The sequence below is a fragment of the Rhizobium lusitanum genome (assembly GCF_014189535.1).
Taxonomy (GTDB): Bacteria; Pseudomonadota; Alphaproteobacteria; order Rhizobiales; family Rhizobiaceae; genus Rhizobium; species Rhizobium lusitanum_C.
In genome coordinates, this window is the sequence record NZ_CP050308.1 from 2,763,319 (window position 1) to 2,785,414 (window position 22,096).

Genomic DNA, 22,096 nt, shown 5'->3' on the forward strand with positions numbered 1-22,096 from the left:
CGGATCTTGCCGCAGGGCTTGGAGGCAGCTAGTCTGCCCCCCTGCGCAACTGGCGATATGAGATGGGCGACCATCGGGGAGCGCGGGCAAGATAGTGCCGCTCACCTGGGCAAATTCCAATCGAACGGGAGTTGCTATATGTCGTCCATCGCTGTCTTTTTCAGCATTTTAGCTGCCATCTCCATCGGGGCGGCCAGTCCTGGTCCGAGTTTCGTTCTCGTTTCCCGTATCGCCGTTTCCCGCTCGCGCAAGGCCGGTCTTGCTGCAGCCCTCGGCATGGGTGTGGGCGCGGTTATTTTTGCGACATTGGCGTTGGCCGGGTTGAATGCCCTGCTGATGCAGGTCGAATGGCTGTATCTCGCCCTGAAGATCGCCGGTGGCCTCTATCTGATTTATCTCGGGATTGGAATCTGGCGCGGCGCGGCTGAGGATCTCGTCGTCGACGCTCCCGCTGCCCCGTCCAGCATGAGCGTCGGTCGCAATTTCTGGTTCGGGCTTGGAACGCAGCTCAGCAATCCGAAGACCGCTATTTTCTATGGCAGCATCTTTGCGGCGCTTCTCCCGGCCGATCCCGCTTGCTGGTTGATACTCGCAATGCCGCCGGCGATCTTCGTGATCGAGGCGGGCTGGTATACGGTTGTGGCGCTCGCCTTTTCGTCAGACCGTCCGCGCGCGTTCCATCTGAAATCCAAGCTCTGGATCGATAGGACCGCGGGCGCCGTTATGGGTGCGCTCGGCGCCCGGCTGGTGACTGAAAGCCTACCACGGCATATCTGGCGCTGAAGGCCTAATTGACCGCTTTCTTGGTATTGTCGCTGGCGGCGAGTTTCTGCCAGGAATTCTGTTGCGCCAGCATGCCGCGCAGATAGGCCACATTGGCATCGGCCTGCTGCTGCGTCAGTTCCTGCCGGGCGATCTGCTCTGCCTCGGGAAAGCGGCCCTCCAGGCCGACGACGAGGGCCAGGTTCTGGCGCACGCGGCTGTCAGCTGTCGGCTGGCCGGCGGCGGAGCGAAGATAGCTTTCGGCGGACTTGAGGTCGCCGGTCAGCACATAGGACATGCCGAGATTGGAAAGGATGGACGGTTCATTCGGGGCCAGCACCAGCGCGTCGCGATATTTGCCGCGGGCCTCGTTCGAGCGGCCGAGTTGGTCGAGGATAGCGCCTTCGGCCGAAACCAGCCGCCAGTCCGGGCGGTCCGGCATCTGCGCGCGGTCGATGGTTGCCAGCGCCTCTTGCAGTTGGCCTGCCGCCGCCTGCGCCTTGCCGTAGGCCGCGAGAACGCCGCGGTCGCTCGGATGGGTGATCGCCACCTGCTGCATGACGGCGAGAGCCTGTTCGTTGCGGCCGGTCATGCGCAGCACGTTGGCGTAGTTGACGCCGGTGTCGCGGTCCTTCGGATTGGTGTCGTAGGCTTTGCCGAGGGTGAGGGTTGCTCGGGCAAGGTCGGCGCTGTCCATCTGGTCGACCGGCTTCGACACCGTCGGGATCGAACCGGTCGTCATCTTGTCCTTGCCCGTCGTCGAGCAGCCTGCCAGCGCAAGCGCCAGAAGGGCAGCCGATGCGCCACGGAAAAGGAAAGTCTTGAGTGAAGACGTGGTTGAGGCGGCGGACATGTCCCTATCCCTGAATGTCAGAGTCCTGCGTCTGGCCTCAAATCGGAACAGGGAAAGGTTTGACGCAATGTTCGCTCCAGCAATAATCTGTTAACCCTAACAGACAGTTAACTGATGATTCCCTGAAATGACCGCCAAAGGATAGTCATGGCCCCCTATCAGTACATCGAGCGCGCGACGCCGTTCAATTCGAAGGGTGGCGCGACGCTGCCTATCTTCGCCGTCACCCCGGCGCATATCGAGACCGGCACCATCGATCCCATCGCGCTCGATTGGGCACATAAGGCCGGCTACAGGGCGGAAAGCGGCTCGCTGTTGCTGATCCCGACAGCCGATGGCCAGCTCGGTGGCGCGCTGTTCGGCCTCGGCTCCAACCCCTCGGAACAGCCTTTCCTGACCGGCAAGCTGGCGCGCAGCCTGCCGGCCGGCGAGTGGCATATCGAGACCGCGCCGCTGACGGCGAACCGTCTCTCGCTCGGCTTCGGCCTCGGCAGCTACCGCTTCGACCGCTATAAGTCGGAAAAGGCGGCCGGACCCACGCTGATGATCCCGCGCGACGCCGACGCCGCCGATATCAAGCGGCAGCTTGCCGGCGTCTTCCTCGCCCGCGACCTCATCAATACGCCGACCAACGACATGGGGCCGGAACAGCTCGAAGCTGCTTTCCGGGCGCTTGCCGAGCACTACAAGGCGGAGATGTCCGTCATCATCGGCGATGATCTCCTGAAGGAGAATTTCCCGCTGGTGCACACCGTCGGCCGCGCCAGCGCCGATGCGCCGCGCCTCCTGGAACTGCGCTGGGGCAAGAAGGGCCATCGCCGTATCACACTGGTCGGCAAGGGCGTCTGCTTCGATACCGGCGGCCTCGACATCAAGCCGGCCTCCTCGATGCTGCTGATGAAGAAGGACATGGGTGGTGCGGCCAATGTCATGGGCCTCGCATTGATGATCATGGACGCCAAGCTGAAGGTCGATCTGCGCGTCATTGTGCCTGTCGTCGAAAACTCGATTTCCGCCAATGCCTTCCGCCCAGGCGACATCTATCGGAGCCGCAAGGGCCTGACCGTGCAGATCGACAACACCGATGCAGAGGGCCGGTTGATCCTCGCCGATGCACTCGCCTATGCCGATGAAGACGCGCCGGACCTGATGATCGACATGGCGACATTGACGGGTGCTGCCCGTGTTGCCCTGGGCCCGGACCTGCCACCCTTCTTCACCGACGACAACGATCTCGCCCGCGATCTCACCGAGGCGAGCCTGGAGACCGACGATCCACTCTGGCGCCTGCCGCTCTATAATGGCTACGACAAGGATATCCGCGCCAAATTCGCCGATATCACCAACGCCCCTTCCGGCGGCATGGCCGGCTCGATCACCGCAGCACTGTTCCTGCGACGCTTCGTGACGAAGACCCCGAGCTGGGTGCATTTCGATATCTACGGCTGGGCCCAGAACGAACGTCCGCATTCGCCGGGCGGCGGCGAGGCGCAGGCGATCCGGGCGCTGTATCATCACATCCGTGAGAGTGTGCGGTAGGGGCTGATCGGTACGACGGGTCGGCTCTTTGATATGCCGAGCCTGTGATACCCCCCTCTGTCACTCCGTGACATCTCCCCCACAAGGGGGGAGATTGTTGGGAGTTTGCCGCGTGCCCTCCGTAAAGCAGCAAAGTGCCGTTTCAGCAGGTTCGATGTTTGTTTAGGGCAAGAGCGTGTCGCGAGTTACCAATCTCCCCCTTGTGGGGGAGATGTCACGTTAGTGACAGAGGGGGGGTGTGCACTCTCAGCCTACGCTGTAGCCCATATCGTCACTCACACTTCTTCGTAGAGGTAGTGCTGAAAGACCCCTTGAATCCGCCACGATCTTGGCCGAAACTGAAACGGTAGCGTAACGATCTTCGGGGTTGCCTTTGCCGCTTGAACTCTCTGCCTCGCAGGCTCTTGGCCTCTGGCATGGCGTGGCGCTCGAACAAGTGCGCCGCGAGGATCATGATTTGACCCTGCGGCAGACAACAATCCTCCTGCAGATCTATCTCGTGCCGCCGCCGCATACGGTGCGCGGGCTTGCCGCGACGCTTGGCGTCACCAAGCCGGTTATCACCCGCGCGCTTGACACCATGGGCGAGATGGGGCTGGTCGACCGCGTGCGCGACGACCGCGATCGTCGCAATGTCATTATCAAGCGCACGGTAACCGGCGCGCTCTATCTCGAAAAGCTAGGTGATCTCGTCATCGCGCAAGGCCGCAAACTATCAGTCTAGGGACAATCGTCATGACGCTCGACCGCCGCCTTCATGCCTACCGGCCCGATCTCGCCGAAGCCTCTCTTCGGGGCAAGGTCGAGGCCGAGCGTTTCGTCGAGGGTGTGAGCGCGCAGGTGGTCGTCCCCGTCATCGCGCTTCGTCCTCAGCCGGATCTGGCACGCGGCATCGATACGGAGCTGTTGCTCGGTGAGGATGTCATGGTCTTCGAGCGCAAGGATGGTTGGGCTTGGGTGAAGGCCGTTTCGGACGGTTATGTCGGCTATCTTCCCGAAGATGCGATCAAGGAGGGGCTGACCGCACCGACCCATATCGTCGTGCCGCAGCGGACTTTCCTTTATTCGGAGCCGGAACTACGCAAGCCCTATACCGACGTGCTCTCCATGGGCAGTCGTCTGAGGGTCGCAGGCACGGCAGAGGCGCGAGGCAATCATTATGTCGTGCTGGAAGACGGCACCGCTGTCTTCGCCAAGCATGTGCAGCCTATCGGCTATAATGACGGTGGCGATTATGTCGATGTCGCCGCGAAATTCATGGAAACGCCCTATCTCTGGGGCGGCCGCTCCGGTCTCGGTATCGACTGCTCCAGCCTGATCCAGCTTGCGCTCCTGATGACAGGCCGCGCCGCGCCGCGCGATTCCGACATGCAGGCGGCCGGGCTTGGCGAGCCGATCGCCCGCGAAGAACTGAAGCGCGGAGACTTTGTTTTCTGGAAGGGCCACGCGGCGGTGATGGAAGATCTTGAAACCATCATCCATGCCAACGGCCATACCATGACGGTCGCACGCGAGAATTTCGCGGCCGCCGTGGAGCGCATCGGCTGGCTTTATGAGTATCCGACCGGTTACCGCCGCCTCAGCGATTGAACCCTGATCGGAACCGTCGCTGATCTGGGCCGTTACTCTCTCGATTGAACATCGTTTTGTTCGAGAGGAGAAGCATCATGCCGATTACCGCGATGGAACAGGCGATCAGGGATATTCTCGGCGACAGCCATCTCAGGCGCAACCGCAAGATCGACCGGTTGCTCGAGCTGCAGAGCGAAGCGCGCGGCATCCAGCGCGCCGGCAGCGAAAGTGCGATGAGTGCTGACGACGGCCTTCAGGATGATCTGCGCGTGATCGAAAAGGCGTTGCAGGAGCTTGGCGCCGATGTCGAGGAAAAGGGTGCGGCGACGTTGTAGCGGGGATACTAGGCCGGCGCTTTCGGCCAGTTTGTCACGCCACCGGTCCATGTCTCGAAGGCTTTCGAAAGTTTCAGAACCAGCATGTCACCAAAACGCGGACCGACGATCTGCAGGCCGATCGGCATGCCGGAGCGGGAGAAGCCGCAATTGATCGAGGAGGCCGGCTGCTCCGACATGTTCCAGGGAACGGTGAAGCCGATGTGTTCGAAGGGCAGGGCCGGATCGTTGGTGGGTGAGGCCCATTCGGCCGGATAAGAGACGATCGGATTGGTCGGCGACAGCACCGCGTCGACCTGCGTGAAGAGCCTGCCGCAACTCTTGCACATCTCGATCGTCTGGTTGAAGCCGCGCACGGCATCGACGCCGCTGATATCGGCACCGCTCTTTGCCCAGCTGTGGATATAGGGCAGGATCATCTCGCGGCGCTCTTCGCTCAGATTGACGATATCGCCCCAGAAACGCGCCCGCCAGAAGACATCCAACCCATCCAGCATCTGCCGGGTTAGCACCGGCGCGACATCGACGATGATGGCGCCGGCCTCTTCGAAACGCTTGGCGGCGGCAACGACTGCATCGCGCACTTCTTCATCGACAGGCAGGCCGCAGCCGGCATCAAGCATCAGGCCGATCTTCAGCCCACGCACGTCGATATCGAGATCCATCCAGTCGACGTCAGTGGGTGGCAGGCTGGTGCCGTCGCGCCAGTCGGGACGCGAGAGCGTCGCCATGGAAAAGGCGGCGTCCTCGACCGTGCGGGTCATCGGCCCGGCGCAGCGGCCGACATAATAGGGGTCGACCGGAATGCGGCCATGGCTCGGCTTGAAGCCGAAAATGCCGGTCCAGCCGGCGGGCAGACGCACCGAGCCGCCAATATCCGTACCGATATGCAGCGGGCCGTAGCCGGCAGCCGCTGCTGCCGAAGCACCGGCGCTGGAGCCGCCGGGGTTCTGCGAGGGGTCCCACGGATTGCGGCTGAGCTTGTGGAAGCTGGAAAGGCCGGAAGACAGCATGCCGTAGTCCGGGCAAGTGGTCTTGGCAAAGATCACTGCGCCATCCTCGCGCATGCGGGCAGCGATCGGCGCGTCTTCAGCAGCGGGAACGAGCTCTACGGCGGCCGTGCCGAGTGGCACCGGCTGGCCCTTGGTCGCGATCAATTCCTTGAGTGTGACGGGAATGCCATCCAGCGGCCCGAGCGGTGCGCCTTTTGCCCAGCGCTCGGTAGAGGCGGAGGCCTGCTTGCGCGCGTCTTCCGGATCATAGGCGTAGAGGGCTGCTATGGTCGGCTCCCAGGCCGCGATATGCGTTTCCAGCGCCAGCCAGTATTCGCTCGGCGAAAGGCTCTTTGCGGAAAACTTCTCGAGGAGTTGACGGATGGAAAGATCGGTCGTTTCAGTCATGGTCTATACTCTTCGTGGTCTGAATTCAGCGGCGGGCGTCGCGCGGATCGAGAAGATCCCGCAGGCCGTCGCCGAGCATGTTGAAACCGAGAACAGAGAGCGCGATGGCGAGGCCCGGCAGAATGGCGAGCCAGGGCGCCAGCCCGAGATAAGTCTGGGCATCCGCCAGCATCCGCCCCCAGGTCGGGGCCGGCGGCGGCACGCCGAGGCCGAGGAAGCTCAGGCCCGCTTCGGTCAGGATCGCCAGGCCAAGCTGGATCGTCGCCTGCACGATGATGCCGCTCAGAATATTCGGCAGCACATGCCGCATGGTGATCGAGAAAGGTGTGTTGCCGATGGCGCGCGCCGCCATCACATAGTCGCGGCTCCAGGCCTGCAGCGCCGAGCTCAGCGCCACGCGGGCAAAGACCGGAACCATGAAGGTGGCGATGGCGATGATGGCGGTCAGGCGTCCCGTGCCGAGAAATGCCCCAAGGATCATTGCAGACAGAATCGGCGGCAGTGCGAAGATGACGTCGCAGGCGCGCATGATAAGCGCTTCGAATAGCCCGCGCTGCGCGGCGGCGGCAACGCCGATCATCGTGCCGATCGTGCCGCCGATCGCCACCGCCGACACTGAGATCGATAGCGAATTCCAGCAGCCGGCCATCAGCATCGACAGCACGTCGCGGCCGAGCTGGTCGGTGCCGAGAAGGCCGAAGCCGAGCGGCGGCTGCAGCTTGTGAATGATCTGCATCTTTGCCGGCGGCAACGGCGTCCAGAAGAGCGATAGAACGGCGACGCCGACAAGCGCGAGGATGATGATCGCGCCGACGATCAGATTGGCGCGGCGTAATGCGCGGAAACGGGAGCGGCGGCGGGCGGTGGTCTCGGCCATGGTCATCGCGCCGCTCCGCTGCGAAGTCTGGGATCGATGACCAGATAGGAGAGATCGACCAGGAAATTGACGACGATGACAAGCCCGGCGAAGAACAGCACCACGTCCTGAAGGACAACGACGTCGCGCTGGCTGAGCGCCTGATAGGCCAGCCGTCCGAGACCGGGCAGGTTGAAGACGTTCTCGATCAGCACCGCGCCGGCGACGAGGAAGGTGAATTGCAGGCCGAGAATGGTCATCACCGGCATCAGCGCATTGGGCACGACATGCCCCCAGAGCACCGCACTACGCGACAAGCCCTTGGCGATGGCGGTGCGGGCAAAATCCTCATGCAGCGTGTCGAGTACGGCCGAGCGGGTGACGCGGGTCAAGACGCCCGCCTGCGGCAAGGCCAGTGCGACCGCTGGCATGATCAGCGCCTTCAAAGCCGGCCACAGGCCATTGCCCCAGCCGGGAAAGCCGACGGCCGGCATCCAGCCGAGCGAGGTGGCGAACAGGAGAATCATCAATAGCCCGACCCAGAAGCCGGGCACGGCGATGCTCATCTGCGAAAATAGCGTGGCGATGATGTTGAAGACGCCGCCGCGTTTGGCAGCGGCGGCAACCCCGAGCGGTACCGCGATCAGAATGGAAAGCAGGATGGCGAGGATAGCGAGCGGCAGCGTCACGGCCAGCCGCTCGGCGATCAGCCCGGCGACGGGCACGCCATAGGTATAGGACATGCCGAGATCGCCGGTCAGCGCGCCACCCAGCCACTGGCCGTAGCGGAGGATCAGCGACTGGTCGAGGCCCATCTCGTGCCTGAGCGCCGCCAGCGTCTCCGGCGTTGCCGAGGTGCCGAGCGTGATGGCGGCGGGATCGCCCGGCAGCAGGGCCATCACCGCAAAAAGCAGCAGCGAAACGGCGATCAGGGTCAGGAATAGGCCCATGATCCGGCGGGTGAGAAGTACGATCATTGCATGTCCATGGCCGGGTTACGCCCGGCTGCGCGGCGCTGAAAGAGGTCAGTCTTCCCAGGAAACGTTGGTGAGGACGTTCGAGGGGATCGGCTCGTTCTCCCAGAGCCCTTTCAGCTTCTTGTCCCAGACGCCGAGTTTCGGCATGACGAAGAGGAAGAGCGCCGGCACATCCTCGGCGAGGATCGTCTGTGCCTGGCCATAGAGCTTGTCCTGCTCGGCCGGATCGGCGGTGAGCTGGACCTTCTTCATCAGGTCGTTGAAGGCTGGGTTCTTATAGTTGAAATAATAGGGGTCGCGCGCATAGATGTCGATGTCGCGCGGCTCGGCATGGGCGACGATGGTCATGTCGTAATCGCGGCCGGTAAAGACGTCCTGCACCCATTTCGCCGGGAATTCCGTCGGCTCGATATTCATGGTGACGCCGATGTCCGCGAACATCGCCTGCATCACCTGGGCGCTTCTGGGCGCATAGGCCATTTGCGGCGTCTTGATGGTGAAGGTGAAGCCGTTCGGATAGCCGGCTTCGGCGAGCAGCGCCTTTGCCTTGGCGGCGTCGAAAGGCAGCGTGCCGGTCAGATCCTGATAGCCCGGATCGTTCGGCGTATAGTGGCTGCCGATCGCGGTGCCGAAGCCAGACCAGGCGCCGTCGATGACTGTTTTGCGGTCGAGCGCCATCATCAGCGCCTGGCGCACCCGCTTGTCGTCAAAGGGCTTGCGGGTGTTGTTCATGCCGGCGACGACCTTGAGCTCGGTGTTGCCCACTTTGGTCATCAGCCTGGGATCGCCGTCGAAGGAGCTCATCAGCTCGGGCGCGCCGAATTCCGGAAAGGCGTCGAGGTCGCCGGCTTTGAGGGCCGCGGCTTCCGCCTGCGGGTCGGGAATGAAGCGGAAGGTCACCTTCTCCAGCTTCACGTCGACGGATTTGTTCCAGTAGTCCGGGTTCTTGGCAAGCTCGACATGGTCGCCCTTGGCCCAGGACGCGAACTTGAACGGGCCGGTGCCGACAGGCGTCGTCTTGTCGTTGGCGGTCGATTTCGGGCCGACCATGACGGAGGAAGGCCAGCCGAGCCAATAGAGCAGGCTGCCGGTTGGCGAGGAAAGATGCAGCACCAGCGTTTCGGGATCCGGCGTGTCGATCGAGGCGATGGTGGCGAAGAAGCGCTTCTGCGGATTGACGGATTTGGCGTCGCGGGCGCGGTCGAGTGTGAATTTCGCCGCCGCCGAATCAAAGGCCTGGCCATCGTGGAATTTGACGCCGCTCTGCAGCTTGAACGTATAGGTCAGCCCATCGGGAGAAATCTCCCAGCTCTTGGCAAGCTGCGGCACGACCTTGCCACTCTCATCGATCGCCACTAGCCCTTCGAAGATGTTCTGCCAGGTCACCTGACCAATGGCGACCGGCGCGGCGATCGTTGGATCGAGGCCGGTGGGCTCGACCGTCATGCCGATATTCAGCGTCGTCTTGGCGGCTTCGGCCGATGTCATCCCCATCAACAGCAGCCCCGCCGAGATCGCGGCGCCACAGGCAAGACGGCGAGCGAAATCGCCCAGGCTCGGACGTAAAAACGTGGTCATATCAGTTCCCTTGGCTCTAGCTCGCGATACCGGCTTTTCCCTCCGACATGCGGCCCTTTTTCAAAATAGTGTCATCTCGCAGGCGCACACACAATTCTAAAAATGTGTGCTCAGTGTAGCTGATATGGCTACACTGATTTTGCCCGGTTGAAATCCATCGTCTCGGATCAATCGCTTCTTCCCTTGTGGGCGACCTGTTCGCGCATGAAGCGCTCGATGAAGTCGAGAAGCTTGCCGGCGGCGAAGGACAGTTGGCGGTCCGGCGCAACGCAGAGATCGATCGGCGTCCTGATCCCCTTGCCGTCGGCGATAGGTAGGGCCACGAGCTGGCCGGCCTGGATTTCCCGCTGCACGGTCAGTGCCGGCAGCATGGTGATCGCGGCTCCTCGCAGCACCAGTTCCTTCTGCATTTCCAGCGAACTGCTCTCGAACACCGGGTCTAGCACCAACCCTTCGCGCTCGAACAGCGCATCGAAGGCCTGCCGCGCGCCGAAGGATCGGTCGGGCACGGCGAGCGAATGCGCCGCGAGTTCGGCAAGCGAGACTTCTTTGCGCGCCGCCAGCGGATGGCTGGTCGCGGCGATCACGTCATAGGTGATTTCGGAGCGTAGCCGCACCTTGGTTCCCGAGAGCGGCGGCGCGAACAGCGTCACGGCGATATCAGCCTCGGCGCCATTGACGGCCTCGATGGCGCTGCGGGCGCTGGTGATGGTCACCTCGAAGCGCAGCTTCGGATAGCGTAGGCTGAATTCGGCAAGGGCCGGCGCCAGCAGGTTGGCGACGGTGGCGCCGCTGGCATAGACGCTGACGCGGCCGCGCTGCAGGCCCTTCAGATCTTCGATCAACTGATGCACATGGTCGAGTTCACGCAGCGTCCGTCCGGCGCGCACGGCCAGCAGCTCACCGGCGGCGGTCAGCTTGACGCCGCGGGCGCTACGCTCGACCAGCGGCGTGCCGAAATGATATTCGAGATTTTCGATCTGCCGGCTGATTGCCGTCGGCGCGACATTCAGGTTTTCCGCCGCCTGGCGCATGGAGTTGGTGCGTACCAGCTCGTCGAAATAGATCAGCGCCCGGATCTGCATGAATGGATCTCCGGCTAGGCCGTTCGGTTGGGAAAGCGATCCCGCCAGGCCGGCTGCGCGCCCTCGACCGGCAGCGCCGTCGCCTCGTATACGCCGCGGGCAATCGCGCGCGCCATGACGATGGTGGCGAGGTGGCAGAGCTCCATGAAGCTCGGCATGTCGTCTCTTGGATGCTTGGCGGTGGAGGCGGCGAAAACCGTGTCGCCGTCGAGCGGCAGATGCGCCGGCAGAAGCGCGCGGGCAAGGCCGTCATGTCCGCAGATCGACAGACGATGTGCTTCCGCCTTGGTCAGCTGCGCATCGGTGACGATGGCGCCAATGGTGGTTGCCGTGACATTTCCGCCCTTCAGCCGCAGCCGCGTGTCGATGGTCTCAGGCATGCCGAGCCCGCCGAATTCGCCATTTTCTTCAAAAGGGGCCGCCCAGAAATGCGGACCGTCGCCGATGGTGGCGGTGCCAAGTGCATTGACGGCAACGATGGCCGCAATCCTGTGTCCCCGGCTGCTGACGGCGCTGGCCGAGCCGAGGCCGCCCTTGAGCGTCGCCGTCGTTGCGCCGGTGCCAGCGCCAACTGTGCCGAGCGCAAAAGTGCCCTTTTTCGCTGCCTCGAAGGCGGCGTAACCCATGTCGCGATAGGGCGAATGCAGGCCCCAGTCCTTGTTACCGCCATTGATGAGATCGAAGAGGATCGCCTGCGGCACGAGGGGAATGAGCGCCGTTCCGATCTGTAGGCCCCGCCCGATCTCGCGCAGGCCCGCCTGCACGCCGCCGGCCGCGTCGAGCCCAAAGGCCGAGCCGCCCGACAGCACCAGGCCATCGACCGTGCTGACGGTCATCGCCGGATCGAGCAATGCCGTGTCCCGCCCGCCCGGTGCGCCGCCAAGCACGGAGCCGGAGGCAATCGCCGGCTCGTCGAAGATGATGGCGGTAACGCCAGAGCCGAGCGCAAGGTCTGTGGAATGACCGACGGCGAGGCCGTCGATGTCGGTCAGGAGATTGAGTAGATCAGCCAATGAAAAATCCTTCGCCTTTCGAAGCGCGAGGTTGTCATGGCGATAGGATCGCAAAGAGGGGGAAAAGACAAGATGGGTTTGTGGGAGGTGGTGCTGCTGGGGCCGACCCTGGTGGTTCGAGACGGCCCTGTGGGCCTCCTCACCATGAGGGCGGAGCGACCTTTGTCTCGGGTGAACTACGGCTTACTTCCGAAGCGGAAGCGAAATTGGTTTGTTTATGAGTGCGGAAGATCAATTCTCACCCTGAGCTTGTCGAAGGGCGAGGGCGGGTAATGGGTGATTTGGGGATGCAAAAGTGGCGGCTAAGCCGATCCATCAAACGTGGATCGGCTTAGCCTGTTGGCGTGAGAGGAGATCGCGGATGGCGAGCTTGACCTCGTCCGTGTTTCTGAAACGCTGTTCGTCCAGATCATGGACATGGTATTTCACGGCGATGAACTTCAGCCGGTCTTCATCCGGAATAACGATGCCGACGGGAACGCCAGCATATTCGATAACTTGCTTCTTCATAAAAAACACTCCCTCCGCACCCTAGCGGCGCAGACACGACGAATTGACTGTTTGAATCCGATTAGGGGACGAACGTCACATTCGACAGCACGGGCGGGAGAGCACGCCCGAACGGTCATGGCCAAGCACGGCCCACCCAAGGATCGAGGCGATGAGCTTGATATTCAGCATGTCACTTTCCTTAGTTGGTGTTGTACTTGTTCTGGCTCCGCTCAAGGGAGCCGGTGATCCGGTGTGCTATTGTCTACAACCTTAGCAGAGAATAGCGATTCTATCTCCGGAAACATATTCCGAAAGATGTCAAAATATCGACGATCGGTAAAATATAATTCCGTACCTGGCTAATTACGGGGATGGTTGTATCAACCTCCGCGCAACCTCCCGTAGCGGAACGGCATCGCCGATCACCGAGAGACAGATAGGAATTACCGCGAGATTCGACAATCCCCAAAAGGCACTAAAAATCACTCGCCGCTAAATTACCCTAATGGTTAACGCCGCCGCCAGGAGAGATTAGACTGTATCTTCCAAAGCCTTTTCCAAGGCTTTAACGAAGAAGTCGGCGCTCTCGGCCGAAAGGCAAAGCGGCGGTTTGATCTTCAACACATTCAGGTGATCGCCGGTCGGCTGCATGATGACGCCGAGATCGAGCAGCCGGTCGCAGATATCAGCCGTTTCTTCCGTGGCGGGCGTCAGCGTCTCGCGGTTGCGGACGAACTCGACGCCGAGATAAAGACCCGTGCCGTGCACCGCGCCGATCAACGGAAAACGCTCCATAAGTGCTGCCAGCCCTGCCTTCAGATGATCGCCGACCACGCGGGCATTCTCCTGCAGGCCCTCGTCCCTGATGATGTCGAGCACGGTGAGGCCGACGACCGAGCTCACCGGACTGCCGCCGGCCGAGGAGAAGAAATAGCCTTCCTTTTCCAGCGATTCGGCAATCTCGCGACGGGTGATGACCGCGCCGAGCGGATGACCGTTGCCCATGCCCTTGGCAATCGTGATGATATCCGGCACGACGCCCTGTTGCTCGAAGCCCCAGAAATGATGGCCGAGCCGGCCGTAGCCCACCTGCACCTCGTCGGCGATGCAGAGGCCGCCGCGCCCGCGCACGGCGGCATAGACGTCGGTGAGGTAGCCGTCCGGCAGCGCGATGCCGCCGGCATTGCCATAGACCGGTTCGGCGATAAAGCCGGCAAGGCCGTCGCCCTTCTCGTCGATTGCCTCCAGCACCGTCGTAACGCTGGCCACGTAGTCCGCGCCCGAATCAGGACCCAGGAACGGGCCACGATAGGTATTGGGCGAAACGACGGGATGCACCCAGTCCGGCCGCGTCGTCAGCGCCTGCGGATTATCGGCGATGGAGGTCGAGACGGCGTCGCTTGCCAGCGTCCAGCCATGATAGGCCTCCAACAGGCACAACATGTTTTTTTTGCCCGTATGCGCCCAGGCAAGCCTTATGGCGAGGTCGTTGGCCTCGGAGCCGCTGTTGACCAGGAAGACGCTGTCGAGACCGTCGGGTGCCAGCGCCGCCAGCCGCTCGGAAAACTCGGTGACAGCGGCGTAGTGGAAGCGGGAGTTGGTGTTGAGCCGCGACCATTGTTGCTCGACCGCCGCCGTCAGGCGCGGATGCGCATGGCCGAGCATGGTGACGTTGTTGACCATGTCGAGATAGGCGCGGCCTTCCATGTCGAACAGGAATTCGCGCCAGCCGCGCTCAATTTGCGGCGGGATCTCGTAATAATGCTTCTGCGGCCCGGCGAAATGCGCCTCGCGCCGCGCAAGCAGGGCTGCGCTGTCTTCTCGCGGCGCTTCGCAGGCAGGATTCAGAAGGACTGATGGCGAGGGGCAGACGGCCGACCAGCCATCCGCCTGATGCGCGACGGCAAAGAGCGGCGGCACCAGCGATGGCGAGCGACAAAGCTGGACGCGCAGGCCACCGACCGCCGAGCCCTCTCCGGCGATGGTGCCGATGGTCGCTCCCTGTTCGATCTCGGCGCCTTCTTCCAGCGTGCAATCGATACCGTCGAGATGCAGGCTGACCGCGTCGCTCACCAGAACCAGATGCTGGCCGTCCCATTGGATGCGTCCGGCAAAGGGAGCGGCGACCGTCGTTCCGGCGGGCAGGCAGACATCGCTATGCAGCGCAAAATTCTGCGGCGGCGTCATGCCGAGGAGATCGCCGCGGGACAGGCGGAATTCGCCATAACGCGTTGCCGCCGTACCGGAGGCTGCCGCTTCCTTGGCGAGCAGCCGCCAGTCCATGTCGGGCTTGCGCCAGTTGCCGTTAGTAAAATGCGGGCTGGTTGCGGACAGATCGACGGCGGCGATGGTGTCCGGCGTGATATCCGGCAGCAGCGCTGACCAGCCCTCAGTGGCGATCGGGGCGATATCGATGGAGACAGCACGCAGGATGGCGGCTTCCATCACGTCCGGATCGGCGCCGGTGGCGACTTCGAAGATCTCGCGTTCATGCTCGAGATTGCCGCGCACATAATCGTTCTCGGGGTCGATAGAGAGTTGCTGCTCGCCGCTAGCGGCAAGGATCACGGCGCGGGCGACGATCAGCGGCCACAGCGCCTTCAGTTCGGCTTCCTCGAGCGGATAGACCGCGTGATAGGCCTTGATGGCCGGGATGACGACGAAGGGGTCGCCTTCGGCATGGTGCAGCAGCGAGGCGCAGGTAACGGCGAGGTCGCCCGCCAGCCAGCCCTGGATGATGTCGCCGAAATCGATCACCCCGTCCGGGATGGGCTGGCCATGCGCGTCCGGATGGCAGACGACATTGTCGTCGGTGACGTCATGGTGGACGGGCTGCACGCGAAGTCCGCTCGCGAGCGGCTGGATCCGCTTGACGGCTGCGACCATCGCCTTGGCGATGCGGTCGCGCGCGTCGTGATCCGTGATCGCCGACAGCAGCTGCACGGCAACCGGTCCGGCGCGTCGCAGGTCCCATTGCAGATTGCGATGGAGGCCGGGATGGTCGAAATCGGCGAGCTCGCGGGCAAGCCGCGCCGAGAGGGCGCCGAGTGCCGCGATAGAGGCGAGCGGCAGATGCTTGCGCTGCGTCAGCGATTGGCCGGGGAGGTAGCTCAGCAGGCGAACGAGATAATCCTGCTCGCGAAGGGTGACGGCGAGAATATCCCGGCCGTTCAGCGACGGCACTATATTGGGGACGCGCGGCGCCTCCGGTTTGGCGTGTAGATGGCGGATGGCGGCATTCTGCGCCTCCAGCTCCACCGTGTCATATTCGGTCCGGCAGACCTTCAGAACATAGTTGTTCGTGCCGGTATCGACGCGGTAGTTGCGATCCTGCTGGCTGCCAAGTTCGGTGAGCATTCCGGACAGACCGTAGTGCGTCTGCAGGAGTTCCGCTGCTTCCTCCGGCGTGATGTCCGGTCTTGGCAGTTGCATACGATTGACGAGCGCGGCGTCGGTCATGGCTCCCCCGGATGGTTCATCTCAGTCGACACTAAACCATTCCGTCCTAAAGATAATCACCGAAAACAAACAGGGTGAACGGACTATAGGATGGAAGATAGGCCACCGATCGCGCCTGCCTAGGTGCAGACGTCACTCAACCTCGATCGAATAGCTGCAGCCGGCCAGCGTCTTGCCGGGATGGGTGTCGACGGTCGAGACATTCAGGGTTATGCGCGAATGCAGCACCGTGTCGGAGTTTTCCAGTTGCTCCTTGCTGGAGACGATCTCTTTTTCGCCAAGGAACTTGCCTGGTGTGTCGACGGCAACTTTGATGCCAAGCTGCTTGGCGAGCGGATGCGGATCGGCCTCATCGAGCACGGCCAGTGGACCGGAGGGGGCGAAGGCAACCCTGTCGGTCTGTCGGCCGAAAACGGTGATCGGCTTCTCCAGCTTGAATTCCCGAAGCATGAGATTGTCGGACGGCAGCTCGGTGACGCCCATCAGCTTCATCGCCTCGACGCTCCCAGGCCCGGTCAGCCACATGGCAAAGCCGTTGTAGCTCGGCACATCGTAGCTGGTGCATTCGACCAGCTTGGCGAGATCGACCTTCAAGGGATCGTCCTCGGTCGTGGCGGCGATCGAGCCTTGCGCCGTCACGAGCATGATAAGGGCCGAAAGCGGCAGGATTCTATTCAGGTGTGACGGCAATTTCCCCTCCGCACTGCCAGGCGATTCGATATCGGCCGTATTAGATCGTATTTTGGAGGGGAAAGAAAACAGGGGTCGACCGCGTCTTACCCCATCCTCTCGGATGCATAGCTTCCCGGGCTTGCCGGGAAGACGATGGTGCGGTTGCCGTTGAGGAAGGTGCGGTAGTGGATATGGGCGTGGATGGCACGCGCCAGTACCTGGCTTTCGACATCACGGCCGATCGAGACGTAATCGTCCGCCGACTGCGCATGCGTGATCCGCGCCGTGTCCTGCTCGATGATCGGACCCTCGTCCAGATCGGCAGTGACATAATGCGCGGTTGCCCCGATCAGCTTTACGCCGCGCTCATAGGCCTGCTTATAGGGGTTGGCTCCCTTGAAGCTCGGCAGGAAGGAATGGTGGATGTTGATGATCCGTCCCGACATCTTGCTGCACATCGAATCCGACAGGATCTGCATATAGCGGGCCAGCACAATCAGTTCGGTGCCGGTCTGTTCGACCACATCCATGATCCGGGCTTCCGCCTGCGGCTTGTTGGCCTTGGTCACCGGAATATGGTGGAAGGGAATGTCGTGGTTCACCACCACCTTCTGGTATTCAAAGTGATTGGAGACGACACCGACGATGTCGATCGGCAGTGCGCCGATCTTCCAGCGGTAGAGCAGGTCATTCAGACAATGACCGAAGCGCGAGACCATCAGCAGCACCTTCATGCGCTTCTGGGTATCGTGGATCTCGGCCTCCATCTCGAATTTGGCCGCGATCGGCTTGAAGCCCTCAAGCAGCGCCTCCTGGCCGATGCCCTCTTCGGACACAAAACTGACCCGCATGAAGAACTTGCCGGTATCCAGATCGTCGAACTGGCTGGAATCGACGATGTTGCAGCCCTGATCCGCCAGATAGTTGGCAATCGCCGCAACAATCCCCCGCGTCGAGTGGCACGATACCGTGAGTACGAAATGCGTCATATCTCTTCTCTCTTCCGCCGGTGTGCCCGCTTGTTTTGGCGCCCGCCTGCTTAAATCAAATCGAAACTATGGGGAATATGCCCCTCAACCATGTTTCCACGGCTACTTTAGGCAAGATGATCGGAAAAACCGTTCCCGTTGCGCCTTCGAACGGCGCATCCCCGCCTTAGCTGTTGGTGGCGAGCGAGAGCCTCTGCGGCTGCTTTGCCTGCGTGCCCTCGTTGAATTTCAGGAAGCCCACCAACAGCCAGACCAGCCCGGCCGTCTTCATCGAGAAGATGGCCGTGGAGCCGATCATCAGGTTCAGGAACAGGAAGAGGGAAAGAGCGTGGCCGAGCCGCCGCTGATTGACGGTCTCGCCTCCGGGATAGAGCGAGGCATAGAGCCAGAACAGGATCAGGCCGAAGATGGTGGCGCCGTATATGATGTAGACATAGCCGCTGTCGTAGAAGATGCCGACCTGATCGAGCTGCAGGCCGATGGTACTCTGCAGGTCCATGCCGAGGAAGGCTCTCACCGTACCGTTGATGCGACCGACGAAGTTGTCGCCGGTAACGCCCGGCTTGAGGGCGTTGATGACGAACCCGACGAGGATGATCAAGGGCATCGTCAAAAGGTCGAGCAGCTTGGGGAGCCAGGGATAGATGAAATAGCCGGCGATGCTGATGAGGCTGAAAATCAGCATCGTGCGTGTGTCGTTCGTCAGCAGGATCAGAATGACGGTCGATATGAACAGTAGCCTGTCGGACGGTCGCAGCCGGCTGGAGAAGCTGATCAGGTAGAGGACCATCACGCCGCAGAAATTGGCAAGCGAGACCTGCTCCAGGAAGATGGATGACGAGCGATGGTCTATCAGGCCGAAGGAGAACCGCCCCTCGAACCCGAGCGCCCCACGGAACAGCCCGATATCGCTGTAGGTGGCGGGCGGCACGCCGCGCGTATTCTGGAAATATTCAGCCGGATGAAAGAGCGCGACATATTCCGTCACCGACACGATTTCGCAGATGAGCACGGCGAGCACGGCAATGCAGGAAATCCTGAAAGCCAGCTTCAGCGTGCGCTCGTTGCAAAGCCTGCCCATGATGGAAAACACAAAGATGATCATCACGTTGCGAAGGTGATCGACATAGGGCTGCTTGTTGATGGCGATGACGAAGACCGTCAGTACGATGGTCAGGAGCAGATAGAGGAGCGGCGCCATATCCTCCTCATAAATCCCCTTCTTCAATATATAGGCGAAGCTTGCCACTTGCAGGAGCACTTCGCTCATCACCACGGCGTTTGGCGTTAGCGGTGTGATGTTATGATTGATGAAGGCGAGGATGCTATTATACAGGACCGCGAGCAGCGAGATGGCGAGAATGACGTAGTTTATGGGCTGCTTTTCGCCTGAGCTTTGCATGAAATATCCGGGGTCGTGGCGTCTCTGGCCGTGGGCACCATATCAGGCTGATGATTCGCGGCAAAGCGCCGGACGCTCGCTGCCCGTCAGTTTGAGGGCTTGATGAGAGCGCATGATGGTGCCACCGAGGCTTTCCTGCTCAGGCCATCCGCCAGTACCTTCATCTGTGGCTTGTCGCGGCCGTTGTGCGGCTGGACGTTCAGTGGCTCGTCGGGCGCCCACCAGTCGCCGGCCGCCCAGTAGCTCCAACCGAGCCAGACGTCGCTATTGGTGTTCATGACGCCGAGGACCTGTTTGAGGCCCTTGAGGCAGCCATCATTGCCGGCCACGCCGAATTCACCGAGGAAACCGCGCTTGCCGTTCTTGCGCAGCCAGTCGGTGACGTCGTTCAGACCTTTGATGGCCTTATCGTTGCCGTCACAGGCCGGATGCGTGCCGGAGCTGTCCGCATCGAGATACTGGTGGAATTCGAAGGCGTAGAAATCGAGGGGATCCTTGACGCCGAGCATCACGGTGCCGTTGGCGCCGCCGCCAAGTACATCGGCGGACCAGCTATGCGCGCCGGTCCAGTTCGTGCCGGGCACGAGGATGAGGTTGCGCGCGCCGACGGTGCGGATGCTGCGGATGGCCGTGTTGGCCAGTTCCAGCCAATCGGGCGCCTTGATATCATGCGGCTCGTTCATCAGGCCGAAGGAGACACCCTTGAGATTGGCGAACTCGACGGCGAGCCGCGCCCAGAAGTCGCCAAAAGCAAGATCGCCCGCCGGTACCTGCGGGAGCTGGATCTTGTCGTAGTAGCCGTAATTATGCGGATCGAGGACAACGGCCATGCCATGCTTTTGAATGAGATCGACGGCATCCTTGAGGCTTTGCAGCTCCTTTCCGTCGAGCGGCTGGCTCAATACGGGCTGCAGCCGCTCCCAGCGGAAGGGCAGGCGCACCACGTTCATCCCCTTGCCCGCGAAATAGCGCACCGTGTCTTCGGAAGGGTAGATATAGTTGGTGCCGAGTACGCCGCCGCGGTCGCCATATTCGGCGCCGGAAAGATTGATGCCGCGATAGCAGAGCTGCGATGCGGCAAGGCCAGTGTCGGCCTCAGCGACGACGGCGAGCACAACCATGGCCGCGAGCGATCGGCGCAGCAGTCTCGTCATCGGTCCGGCCATTGCAAGCTCCCGTTCTTCCTGTCGCCTGTTGGCCCGCTTCATAGGCCTGCCCGGTTGAATATTGATGAAGACAGGGGCTCTGCAGGCCCTTGCCGACGTTTGCCGGGGGACTTCCTGGGAATGTCCTTAATGGTCCGTTAGCCAAACATTTCTAAACTCCCCGCATCTGTTGCGTGGGATCCGCGCGAGCGGGTCCCTGAAAGTCTGGTATGAGTTCATTGGAACGAAACAAGCGATCGAGCCACTTTCCGAGTTGGCGCAGCAACGAGCCGTCCGAAGGGCAGGGCGAAGGCTTGCGCCTGCGCGGCCCGGTGGTGCGACCGCGGGATTTCGTCCATGAGGTCCAGCCCGTCGCCGCCGAGCAGCCGGCCGATGCCATAACGCCGGTAATCCCGGCGCATTCGGAACCACCGCCTACGGTTGAGCCCAAGCCGGAAGCCGCACTGCCGCCGGCGACCAAGCCAACCGTGGCTGCCGCGATCCCGGCTGCCGAGCCGCTTGTCGTCGTTGCGCCACAGATAGCCTCGCCGACGCCTGATACTGAGACACCGCTTCTCGACCTGCGCTCTGCTGTCCGTTCGATCTGGGCAAAAAAGCTCCTGGTTCTGGCGCTTGCCGTGGCCGGGGCCGTGCTGGGCGCGGCCGTCATTCCGATGCTGCCGCAGAAATTCACGGCTGAAACCAGCCTCTACTTCGATCCGCGTCAAACCGGCGGCGCCGATTCGTCACAGTCGCCGCCGATCGCGCCGGAACTGATCCTGACGATGATCGACAGCCAGACGCAGATCCTGTCCTCCGGCAAGGTGCTGGCCCGGGTCGTGGATACGCTGAAGCTCGATCAGGATCCGCAATTCAATGGCGGCGCCGGTGGCGAGGCGGCGAAATACATGGCAGTGACGGTCTTGGCGAAGGCCGTGCAGATTGCCCGCGAGGCCAGCACCTATGTCGTGTCGTTGAAGGTGACGACGCGCGATGCGCAAAAGTCGGCCGGGATCGCCAACCAGCTTGTCACCTCGTTCATTGAGGAGGAGAGCAAGGCGGCGGCGAACACATATCAGACCAGCAATACCGCGCTGGATGGCAGGCTCGAGGATCTGCGCGACCAGGTGCGAGCCGCCGAAAAGGCGGCCGAGGCCTATCGGGCCGATAACGATATGGTTGCCGTCGGAGGCAACCTGATGTCCGACAAGCGCCTGACCGCGCTCAACGACATGCTGGTGGTGGCGCAGCAAAAGACGATTGAGGCGAAAGCACGCGCCGAGGCCGCCGACAGGCTGAGTTTCACGGACGTCGTCTCCAACGGCCCTTCGGCAACGGCGACGGCCGCATCCACCTCGCTCAGCAGCCTGCGTCAGCAATATGCGGTACTAGCCGCCAATGTCGGCAGTCTGCAAAGCCAGCTCGGCGCTCGTCATCCCCGCCTGCTTGCCGCCAAATCTTCGCTGGATAGTCTCTCGGTCGAGATCCGCAGCGAGTTGCAGCGGCAGACGACCTCGGCCCGCGCCGATTACGATCAGGCGCAGAAGGCCGAGCAGGATATCGCCAAGGAACTTTCGGTGCAAAAGGCATCGCAGGTCAACACATCAGGCAAGCTGGTCGGCCTCAACGAACTCGAGCGCAAGGCTGCAGCCGCTCGCGACGCGTACCAGGCGCTGTTGAAGCGATCCGGCCAGACCAGCGATGCCCGGGATCTGTCACAGAGCAACATCCGGGTTATTTCCGAAGCCGAACCGCCGCTGACGGCGGATGGGCCAAGCCGGAAGGTGATGATGGTGGCCGGATTGATCGCCGGTGCGTTGTTCGGCATGGGGCTCGGCATGGCCTTTGCCGTCCTCGCCGGCCTGTTCCGGCATCCGGTGATCCGCGGATATCTCGGAAAGTAATATTGTCGCCATTTTTTGCGTTAGATGTCCGCTTCAAGATCAGGGATGCAATTGCGCGTGCGC

At 62.0% G+C, this 22,096-nt stretch carries 19 protein-coding genes and 1 riboswitch; of the genes, 6 read left to right on the plus strand and 13 right to left on the minus strand.

The features are described 5' to 3' along the window. Window positions 1–35 precede the first annotated feature (35 nt). A riboswitch (ZMP/ZTP riboswitch) is annotated at window positions 36–118 on the plus strand. A 20-nt stretch (window positions 119–138) separates the two neighbouring features. Further along, window positions 139–783, plus strand: coding sequence for a LysE family translocator (locus HB780_RS27010; protein WP_183690716.1), 645 nt, complete (start codon window positions 139–141; stop codon window positions 781–783). Between the two features lie 4 nt (window positions 784–787). Here the strand turns inward: HB780_RS27010 and HB780_RS27015 are convergent, their stop codons facing one another. After that, a complete protein-coding gene (locus HB780_RS27015; RefSeq protein WP_183690717.1) occupies window positions 788–1,615 on the minus strand; it encodes a tetratricopeptide repeat protein in 828 nt (275 codons plus the stop codon). A gap of 147 nt (window positions 1,616–1,762) precedes the next feature. On the opposite strand from HB780_RS27015, the gene HB780_RS27020 reads away from it, so the two are divergent. The 4 genes from HB780_RS27020 (at window position 1,763) to HB780_RS27035 (ending at window position 5,061) form a co-directional block, all read left to right on the plus strand. Continuing rightward, window positions 1,763–3,154 (plus strand): leucyl aminopeptidase family protein, encoded by a 1,392-nt coding sequence (locus HB780_RS27020; RefSeq protein WP_183690719.1) that lies wholly within the window; start codon window positions 1,763–1,765, stop codon window positions 3,152–3,154. Between the two features lie 373 nt (window positions 3,155–3,527). Next, window positions 3,528–3,878: a MarR family transcriptional regulator gene (locus HB780_RS27025; RefSeq protein ID WP_007701799.1), complete on the plus strand. Its 351-nt coding sequence runs from the start codon at window positions 3,528–3,530 to the stop codon at window positions 3,876–3,878. 11 nt (window positions 3,879–3,889) lie between these two features. Next, a complete protein-coding gene (locus HB780_RS27030) occupies window positions 3,890–4,744 on the plus strand; it encodes a C40 family peptidase (RefSeq protein ID WP_183690721.1) in 855 nt (284 codons plus the stop codon). A gap of 77 nt (window positions 4,745–4,821) precedes the next feature. Further along, on the plus strand, window positions 4,822–5,061 hold the full coding sequence (locus HB780_RS27035) for a hypothetical protein (RefSeq protein ID WP_183690723.1): 240 nt from the start codon (window positions 4,822–4,824) through the stop codon (window positions 5,059–5,061). A gap of 8 nt (window positions 5,062–5,069) precedes the next feature. Here HB780_RS27035 and HB780_RS27040 read toward each other — a convergent pair whose 3' ends face one another. The 12 genes from HB780_RS27040 to HB780_RS27095 form a co-directional block, all read right to left on the minus strand. Then, the gene (locus tag HB780_RS27040) at window positions 5,070–6,461 is read right to left on the minus strand and encodes an amidase (RefSeq protein ID WP_183690725.1); all 1,392 of its coding nucleotides are present in this window, start codon (window positions 6,459–6,461) and stop codon (window positions 5,070–5,072) included. Between the two features lie 25 nt (window positions 6,462–6,486). Beyond that, complete coding sequence (locus HB780_RS27045; RefSeq protein ID WP_183690727.1) at window positions 6,487–7,344, minus strand: ABC transporter permease; 858 nt, start codon at window positions 7,342–7,344, stop codon at window positions 6,487–6,489. Continuing rightward, entirely contained in the window at window positions 7,341–8,294 is a 954-nt protein-coding gene (locus HB780_RS27050; protein WP_183690729.1) for an ABC transporter permease, read from the minus strand. The genes HB780_RS27045 and HB780_RS27050 overlap by 4 nt, the downstream gene beginning before the upstream one ends. Before the next feature lie 48 nt (window positions 8,295–8,342). Next, on the minus strand, window positions 8,343–9,872 hold the full coding sequence (locus tag HB780_RS27055; protein ID WP_183690731.1) for an ABC transporter substrate-binding protein: 1,530 nt from the start codon (window positions 9,870–9,872) through the stop codon (window positions 8,343–8,345). 167 nt (window positions 9,873–10,039) lie between these two features. Further along, on the minus strand, window positions 10,040–10,957 hold the full coding sequence (locus tag HB780_RS27060) for a LysR family transcriptional regulator (protein WP_183690733.1): 918 nt from the start codon (window positions 10,955–10,957) through the stop codon (window positions 10,040–10,042). Between the two features lie 14 nt (window positions 10,958–10,971). Then, window positions 10,972–11,970 carry a P1 family peptidase gene (locus HB780_RS27065; protein ID WP_183690735.1) on the minus strand — a complete coding sequence of 333 codons (999 nt, stop codon included), beginning with the start codon at window positions 11,968–11,970 and terminating at the stop codon, window positions 10,972–10,974. A gap of 315 nt (window positions 11,971–12,285) precedes the next feature. After that, window positions 12,286–12,480, minus strand: a complete 195-nt coding sequence (locus HB780_RS27070; RefSeq protein WP_007701777.1) for a hypothetical protein — start codon at window positions 12,478–12,480, stop codon at window positions 12,286–12,288. A gap of 513 nt (window positions 12,481–12,993) precedes the next feature. Then, on the minus strand, window positions 12,994–15,921 hold the full coding sequence (locus HB780_RS27075; RefSeq protein ID WP_183690737.1) for an aminotransferase: 2,928 nt from the start codon (window positions 15,919–15,921) through the stop codon (window positions 12,994–12,996). A gap of 132 nt (window positions 15,922–16,053) precedes the next feature. After that, a complete protein-coding gene (locus HB780_RS27080; protein ID WP_286203078.1) occupies window positions 16,054–16,611 on the minus strand; it encodes a hypothetical protein in 558 nt (185 codons plus the stop codon). An 86-nt stretch (window positions 16,612–16,697) separates the two neighbouring features. Further along, window positions 16,698–17,582 (minus strand): formyltetrahydrofolate deformylase, encoded by an 885-nt coding sequence (gene purU, locus HB780_RS27085; protein WP_183690739.1) that lies wholly within the window; start codon window positions 17,580–17,582, stop codon window positions 16,698–16,700. Window positions 17,583–17,748: 166 nt separating this feature from the next. Next, window positions 17,749–18,984: a hypothetical protein gene (locus tag HB780_RS27090; RefSeq protein WP_183690741.1), complete on the minus strand. Its 1,236-nt coding sequence runs from the start codon at window positions 18,982–18,984 to the stop codon at window positions 17,749–17,751. 86 nt (window positions 18,985–19,070) lie between these two features. Continuing rightward, on the minus strand, window positions 19,071–20,150 hold the full coding sequence (locus HB780_RS27095) for a glycoside hydrolase family 5 protein (protein ID WP_183690743.1): 1,080 nt from the start codon (window positions 20,148–20,150) through the stop codon (window positions 19,071–19,073). A 209-nt stretch (window positions 20,151–20,359) separates the two neighbouring features. Between HB780_RS27095 and HB780_RS27100 the strand changes: the two genes are divergently transcribed. After that, complete coding sequence (locus tag HB780_RS27100) at window positions 20,360–22,033, plus strand: GumC family protein (protein WP_183690745.1); 1,674 nt, start codon at window positions 20,360–20,362, stop codon at window positions 22,031–22,033. Window positions 22,034–22,096 lie beyond the last annotated feature (63 nt).

What these genes read in the sequence shown, in the direction of transcription:
- HB780_RS27090 (WP_183690741.1), bottom strand. Translation starts at nt 18,984, where the DNA reads ATGCAAAGCTCAGGCGAAAAGCAGCCCATAAACTACGTCATTCTCGCC.
- HB780_RS27045 (WP_183690727.1), bottom strand. Translation starts at nt 7,344, where the DNA reads ATGACCATGGCCGAGACCACCGCCCGCCGCCGCTCCCGTTTCCGCGCA.
- HB780_RS27095 (WP_183690743.1), bottom strand. Translation starts at nt 20,150, where the DNA reads ATGGCCGGACCGATGACGAGACTGCTGCGCCGATCGCTCGCGGCCATG.
- HB780_RS27070 (WP_007701777.1), bottom strand. Translation starts at nt 12,480, where the DNA reads ATGAAGAAGCAAGTTATCGAATATGCTGGCGTTCCCGTCGGCATCGTT.
- HB780_RS27040 (WP_183690725.1), bottom strand. Translation starts at nt 6,461, where the DNA reads ATGACTGAAACGACCGATCTTTCCATCCGTCAACTCCTCGAGAAGTTT.
- HB780_RS27060 (WP_183690733.1), bottom strand. Translation starts at nt 10,957, where the DNA reads ATGCAGATCCGGGCGCTGATCTATTTCGACGAGCTGGTACGCACCAAC.
- HB780_RS27075 (WP_183690737.1), bottom strand. Translation starts at nt 15,921, where the DNA reads ATGACCGACGCCGCGCTCGTCAATCGTATGCAACTGCCAAGACCGGAC.
- HB780_RS27015 (WP_183690717.1), bottom strand. Translation starts at nt 1,615, where the DNA reads ATGTCCGCCGCCTCAACCACGTCTTCACTCAAGACTTTCCTTTTCCGT.
- HB780_RS27035 (WP_183690723.1), top strand. Translation starts at nt 4,822, where the DNA reads ATGCCGATTACCGCGATGGAACAGGCGATCAGGGATATTCTCGGCGAC.
- purU (WP_183690739.1), bottom strand. Translation starts at nt 17,582, where the DNA reads ATGACGCATTTCGTACTCACGGTATCGTGCCACTCGACGCGGGGGATT.
- HB780_RS27100 (WP_183690745.1), top strand. Translation starts at nt 20,360, where the DNA reads ATGAGTTCATTGGAACGAAACAAGCGATCGAGCCACTTTCCGAGTTGG.
- HB780_RS27020 (WP_183690719.1), top strand. Translation starts at nt 1,763, where the DNA reads ATGGCCCCCTATCAGTACATCGAGCGCGCGACGCCGTTCAATTCGAAG.
- HB780_RS27050 (WP_183690729.1), bottom strand. Translation starts at nt 8,294, where the DNA reads ATGATCGTACTTCTCACCCGCCGGATCATGGGCCTATTCCTGACCCTG.
- HB780_RS27010 (WP_183690716.1), top strand. Translation starts at nt 139, where the DNA reads ATGTCGTCCATCGCTGTCTTTTTCAGCATTTTAGCTGCCATCTCCATC.
- HB780_RS27030 (WP_183690721.1), top strand. Translation starts at nt 3,890, where the DNA reads ATGACGCTCGACCGCCGCCTTCATGCCTACCGGCCCGATCTCGCCGAA.
- HB780_RS27055 (WP_183690731.1), bottom strand. Translation starts at nt 9,872, where the DNA reads ATGACCACGTTTTTACGTCCGAGCCTGGGCGATTTCGCTCGCCGTCTT.